The sequence below is a fragment of the Paeniglutamicibacter sp. MACA_103 genome (assembly GCF_045798555.1).
Classification (GTDB): Bacteria; Actinomycetota; Actinomycetes; order Actinomycetales; family Micrococcaceae; genus Paeniglutamicibacter.
Genome location: NZ_JBIXLN010000087.1, coordinates 1 through 6,095 on the forward strand (window position 1 = coordinate 1; position 6,095 = coordinate 6,095).

The window sequence follows — 6,095 nt, forward strand, 5'->3', positions numbered from 1 at the left end:
GCCTGGGACACGGTGGTGCAACCGGTGGCGGCAAGGGCAAGGATCATGCCGGCGGCCAGGAAACGGGTGGTGCGGTGCGAGATCATGTTCGGTCCTTTGTGGGTGGTGGGAGGGGGGCCGCGGGGGGGCGGCGGGGGGGGGGTGGCCAAACCGGGTTAAAACCCGGGGGGGCCCCCCCCTGGGGGGGCCCCCCCGCAGTCAGGATGGATTCCTGGCAGGTACTACTTTTCGATCGATTCCGTGGTGGAGCCTTCGATTTCTGCCGGACCGTGTCCGTGCTCGGCCTGCAGTGCTGCCAACTCGGAAGGCGTAACCGGGGCCACGCGATCCTCGAAGAAGAACTTGGACAGGGCACCGCGACGCTTTTCGCTGCGGCTGATGTGGCCGGCTGCGTTCGGCTGGGCGGGGATGACCTTGCGGTCCTCGTAGTTGACCAGCGTGTGCAGCTTGTAGGCATCCAGGCCCTCGTGGCGCTCCGAGAAGGTGCCTTCCGGGGACATCTCGATGATGCCGGTTTCGCGACCGTGCAGGACGATCTCGCGGTCCTTGCGCTGCAGCGACAATGCGATGCGGCGGGCCACGATGAAGCCGACGATGGGGCCGAGGAAGAACAGCACGCGCAACCAGTAGGTGACGTCGTTCAACGACACGTGGAAGTGGGTGGCGATCAAGTCGGAGGAGGCCGCGGCCCACATCACGCAGTAGGAAACGACACCGGCAACACCCATGCCCGTACGGAACGGGGCGTTGCGCGGGCGGTCCAGCAGGTGGTGTTCGCGCTTGTCCTTGGTGATCCAGCTTTCGATCCACGGCCAGGTGAACATGATCGTGAACATGATGCCGGCAGGAACGAGCGCCGGCAGCAGGACGTTCAGCGTCAGGGTGTTCGTGCCCCACGGGAGCGGGATGAGCCACTCGAAGGAGAAGTTCCCCAAGACGCCCGGCATCAGGCGCAGAGCGCCATCGACGAAGCCGATGTACCAGTCGGGCTGGGTGCCTGCGGAAACCGGCGACGGGTCGTACGGTCCGTAGTTCCAGATCGGGTTGATGGTCAGCAGTCCGGAGATTGCCGCCACGATGCCGAAGACGATGAAGAAGAAGCCGCCGGCCTTGGCCGCGTAGACCGGACCGACCGGGAAGCCAACGACGTTGTCATTGGTGCGTCCCGGGCCGGGGTACTGCGTGTGCTTGTGCACAACGACCATGAACAGGTGCAAGCCAACCATGAGCAGCAGGAGCGCCGGAACAATCATGATGTGCAGCGAGTACAGGCGCGGGATGATTACCGTGCCCGGGAATTCGCCACCGAAGAGGAACAGCGAAATGTAGGTACCCACGAGCGGGATCGACTTGATGACGCCGTCGATGATGCGCAGGCCGTTGCCGGAGAGCAGGTCATCGGGAAGCGAGTAGCCGGTGAAGCCGGCAGCCATGGCCAGGATCAGCAGCACGCCGCCGACAACCCAGTTCAGTTCGCGCGGCTTGCGGAATGCGCCGGTGAAGAACACGCGGAGCATGTGCACCGACACGGCTGCGACGAAGAGGATTGCGGACCAGTGGTGGACCTGGCGCATGAACAGACCGCCACGCACGTCGAAGGAGATATCCAACGACGTCGAGTAGGCGGCGGACATGCCGATGCCCTTGAGCGGGTTGTACGAACCGTTGTAAATGACGTGTGCCATCGACGGATCGAAGAAGAACGTCAGGAACGTACCGGAGATCAGCAGCAGGACGAAGGTGTACAGTGCCACTTCGCCGAACATGAAGGACCAGTGGTCCGGGAAGATCTTGCGGCCGAATTCCTTGACGATGACCGATCCGCCGACGCGCTGGTCGACGAAGTTGGTGATACGGCCGGTCGTGGTCTTCGGAGTGTACTCAGTTGTGGTGCTCATGGATTAGCCACGCTCCCAGTAGCTCGGTCCAACAGGCTCGTGGAAGTCGCTCTGGGCGACCAGGAAGCCATTGGAGTCAACCGTGATTGGCAGCTGCGGCAGCGGGCGACCGGCCGGGCCGAAGATGACCTTGCATTCCTGCGTGAGGTCAAAGGTCGACTGGTGGCACGGGCACAGCAAGTGGTGCGTCTGCTGCTCGTACAGTGCAACGGGGCAACCGACGTGGGTGCAGATCTTCGAGTATGCGACGATGCCATCCACGTGCCAGTCCTCGCGTCCCGCGGAGACCTGCATCTTCGACGGATCCAGGCGCATCAACAGAACGACGGCCTTGGCCTTCTCGTTGAGAACGTCCTCTGCCTCTTCCAGTCCCTCGGGAATGACGTGGAACGCCGAACCGATCTGGACATCCGAAGCCTTGATGGGGGTGCCGGACGGATCGCGGGTGAGGCGGACATCCTTGTCCCACATCGTGTGACGCAGCTGTTCGACCATTTCTCCGGCGTTCTTGCCGGAGCGGTCAAGGTCGCGGAACATGAAGATGGCCGGGATCGGGGCCAAGGCAATGGCACCGATGAGGGTGTTGCGAATCAGCGGACGGCGCTTGATGCCGGTCTCTTCGATCACCTGGTTGATGATTTCCTCGGCGTCCTTGCGATCAGCCTCGGTGGTGATCTCATGGCGCATTTCCGAGATTTCGTGGTCCGGCATCAGGGTCTTTGCCCAGTGAACGATGCCGATACCGATGCCGAGCATGGCAAAAGTGGTGCCAAGGCCGAGCATCGCGTTCTGTACACGGATTTCCGAGATGTTTTCCGGACGTCCGAGAACGAAGTAAGCAATAAAGAACGACAGCGTTCCGATGATGGAGATGATAAACAGCAGCGCTACCTGACGCTCTGCTCGCTTCTCTGCATGCGGGTCGGTATCTGCCAAGCGCTTCCGATGCGGCGGAAGGCCGGGATCCTGGAATTTCTCCAGGGTTCCCGTGCCAGCCTTAGCAACGGTGCCCGAGTCGTCCGGACTGCCGTGACTATGGTCGCCCATGTTGTCTCTCATCCTTTTCTCAAGATTCATTAGTACGTAGTGATGTTGGCGGCACGAGCCGCCAGCGACCTAGGAAGGACGCGAGGTGAGCCAGATGGTGAAGGCGATGATGATGCCCAAACCAGCGGTCCAGATGAAGAGACCTTCAGCGACCGGACCCAGCGAGCCGAGCTTGGCGCCGCCCGGGGAACCCTGGGCTTCAACTTCCTTCAGGAAGGTGATCACGTCACGCTTCTCTTCGGGGGTGATGTTCGAGTCGTTGAAGACGGGCATGTTCTGCGGGCCGGTAACCATGGCTTCGTAGATGTGCTTCTCGGATACACCGGCGAGGGCCGGGGCAAACTTGCCGCGCGTTAGTGCGCCGCCGGCAGCGGCAGCGTTGTGACACATTGCGCAGTTCACGCGGAATACCGTACCGCCTGCGGCAGAGTTGCCATGGGATGTATCAAGCACGTCTTCGGACGGGATTGCCGGTCCTGCACCCAGGCTGGCCACGAATGCGGAGAGCTGGGAGATCTGGGCGTCATCGAACTGTACCGGCTTGGCCTGAGCCTGGGGCCCCTGCATCTGCATCGGCATACGGCCGGTTCCGACCTGGAAGTCGACTGCAGCGGCGCCTACGCCAATCAGCGAAGGACCGTCGGCCGATCCTTCTGCATTCAAACCGTGGCAGGTAGCGCAGTTGGCGACGAAGAGCTTGTTGCCCTCCTCGATGTCACTTGCGCTATATCCTGTGGCCGCCTTGGCCTCGTTGACGCTGCCGGCGGCCAGGTACAGGCCTCCAGTGATGAGCAGGCCCATCAACAGCAGTGCGACGGCGGCGAGTGGATGGCGGCGCCTTTGCGAAAGAGCCTTCACTTGCTGGTTCCTCACTTATTTCTTAGAACGGGGAAGTTGCCGAAAGTAGGCAACAAGGTTGGTTGCGCTACTTCAGGAAGTAGATGATCGCGAACAGGGCGATCCACACGACGTCGACGAAGTGCCAGTAGTAAGACACAACGATCGCACCGGTTGCTTCGTAGTGACCGAACTTACGTGCAATGAGTGCACGTCCGATGATCAGCAGGAAGGCGATGAGGCCGCCAGCCACGTGCAAGCCGTGGAAGCCGGTGGTCATGTAGAAGACGGAACCGTAGGCGTTGGAATTCATGGCAATGCCGTGAGCAACCAGTTCGGTGTACTCGTAGGCCTGCACGGAAACGAAGATGGCACCGAGGATGAAGGTCAGGACGAACCATTCCACCATTCCCCATTCCTTCAAGTTGAACAGTCCGCCGGTACGGCGAGGCTTAAGATCCTCGGCACGGAAGACACCCAACTGGCAGGAGAATGAGCTCGAGACCAGGATGATCGTGTTGATAAGTGCGAACGGAACGTTGAGTTTCTCGGTTTCGGTCGCCCACATCTCCGGCGATGAAGCGCGGAGCGTGAAGTACATGGCGAAAAGCGCGGCAAAGAACATCAGCTCGCTGGCAAGCCAGACGACAGTTCCTACCGACACCATGTTGGGACGGTTCGGCGCAGGATGCGCCGGGGCAATTAGGGCATGAGTCGCAGTTGTCACAGAGCCATTATGTCTATAAAAGTACCTCTGACACCAATGCATTGGGCCCCGCGTGGCGGGAAATTTCACCGCTTCACGCCTACAGCCGCGGAAACACGCGGGATTAACATTTCAGACTTTCTACGATTCGTAGATAACCTAGTGGCGTGTCAACGATTCGAACGAACCCAAAGTTCCCCACATGGCCATCAATTCTCTCTGCGCTGATCGCCGGCGGCGATCTCGACAGGGACCAAGCGTATTGGGCCATGGGCGAGGTGATGACGGGAAATGCCAGCGATGCGCAGGTGGCCGGTTTCCTTGTTGCGCTCAGGTCCAAGGGCGAGACAGTTGACGAACTCACCGGCCTGGTGGAGGCGATGATCGCGAACGCGAGGCCATTGGAGGTCGAGGGCGAACACCTGGACATCGTGGGCACCGGGGGTGACCGACAGAACACCGTGAACATTTCCACGATGTCCTCCCTGGTGTGCGCCGGGGCAGGGGCGCGGATCGTGAAGCACGGGAACCGTGCGTCGTCCTCGTCCTCGGGTTCCGCCGACGTGCTCGAGGCCCTGGGCGTGCGGCTCGACGTTCCCGTCGAAAAGCTGCATGACGTCCTGGACACGGCGAACATCACCTTCTGCTTCGCCAACATCTTCCATCCCTCCATGCGCAACGCCGCCGTGCCACGGCGCGAGCTGGGGGTGCCGACGGCATTCAACTTCATGGGGCCCCTAACCAACCCCTCGGAGCCCACCGCCTCGGCCATCGGTTGCGCCGACCTGGCCATGGCTCCGCTGATGGCGGGCGTGCTCGCCGCCCGGGGTGTCCGTGCGCTGGTCTTCCGCGGCGATGACGGCCTGGATGAACTGACCACGACCGCCGACAACAGGGTCTGGGAAGTTCGCGACGGAAAGGTCACCGAGTCGCGCTTCGACGCGCGCGACCTTGGCATGGCCCGGGTGACGCTGGATGACCTGCGTGGGGGAGACGCGCAGCACAACGCGCAGGTGGTCCGCGACGTGCTTGACGGTGCCCAGGGCCCGGTCCGCGATGCGGTGCTGCTCAATGCCGCGGCCGGCCTGGTCGCCTTCGACCAGGACGCTTCCGGCTCGGTGCGGGACCGGTTGGAAAAGGCCGTCAAGCGGGCGGCGGAGTCGATCGATTCCGGCGCCGCACGCCTGGTCCTGGAGAAGTGGATCCAGGCGACCGCCTAGTTTCTTGTGCGTGCGAATTTGCACGCCGGCTGGCGCGTCTCCCCTCCTTTGCGGACGGGAGACGCGCCAGAGCCGTTTCTGGGGCCGCGCGCCCGATTTGCCGGTCTGCGTTCGGGATCGCCTTTTACGGACGCTGGTGGGCGTCGTGTGGTTTTTGGGGATGTGGGCGTCGAGGACGCCACTGCGGCTCGGTGGCAGCCGGAGGACGCGTAACAAAGCGAGCCAAGGGGAAATTTTTTCAGGCACGCGTGGCGTCCGGCTCCGGTGCCGGTTCCGCGCGGTGCGGCTCACGCGGATCGAGGACCCCGCCGGTGGGGGAGTGGTGGCCGGTTAAAGTGCCGTGGCGGGTGCGCCGCGTTCCCCTCTCGGGGTCGCGGCACACCCGCC

5 protein-coding genes are annotated in these 6,095 nt (G+C 62.4%); 1 reads left to right on the plus strand and 4 read right to left on the minus strand.

The window, feature by feature from the left end; all coding sequences use genetic code 11:
- Positions 1 to 221: 221 nt before the first annotated feature.
- From ACIPVK_RS21430 to ACIPVK_RS21445, 4 genes are all read right to left on the minus strand, one after another.
- Positions 222 to 1,898 carry a cytochrome bc complex cytochrome b subunit gene (locus ACIPVK_RS21430; protein ID WP_407614008.1) on the minus strand — a complete coding sequence of 559 codons (1,677 nt, stop codon included), beginning with the start codon at positions 1,896 to 1,898 and terminating at the stop codon, positions 222 to 224.
- Between the two features lie 3 nt (positions 1,899 to 1,901).
- Positions 1,902 to 2,945, minus strand: a complete 1,044-nt coding sequence (locus tag ACIPVK_RS21435; RefSeq protein WP_407614012.1) for a Rieske 2Fe-2S domain-containing protein — start codon at positions 2,943 to 2,945, stop codon at positions 1,902 to 1,904.
- Positions 2,946 to 3,014: 69 nt separating this feature from the next.
- A complete protein-coding gene (locus tag ACIPVK_RS21440) occupies positions 3,015 to 3,803 on the minus strand; it encodes a c-type cytochrome (protein ID WP_407614009.1) in 789 nt (262 codons plus the stop codon).
- A 67-nt stretch (positions 3,804 to 3,870) separates the two neighbouring features.
- Complete coding sequence (locus tag ACIPVK_RS21445) at positions 3,871 to 4,509, minus strand: heme-copper oxidase subunit III (protein WP_407614010.1); 639 nt, start codon at positions 4,507 to 4,509, stop codon at positions 3,871 to 3,873.
- 146 nt (positions 4,510 to 4,655) lie between these two features.
- On the opposite strand from ACIPVK_RS21445, the gene trpD reads away from it, so the two are divergent.
- Positions 4,656 to 5,708 carry an anthranilate phosphoribosyltransferase gene (trpD, locus tag ACIPVK_RS21450; RefSeq protein WP_407614011.1) on the plus strand — a complete coding sequence of 351 codons (1,053 nt, stop codon included), beginning with the start codon at positions 4,656 to 4,658 and terminating at the stop codon, positions 5,706 to 5,708.
- The last annotated feature ends 387 nt before the right edge of the window (positions 5,709 to 6,095 follow it).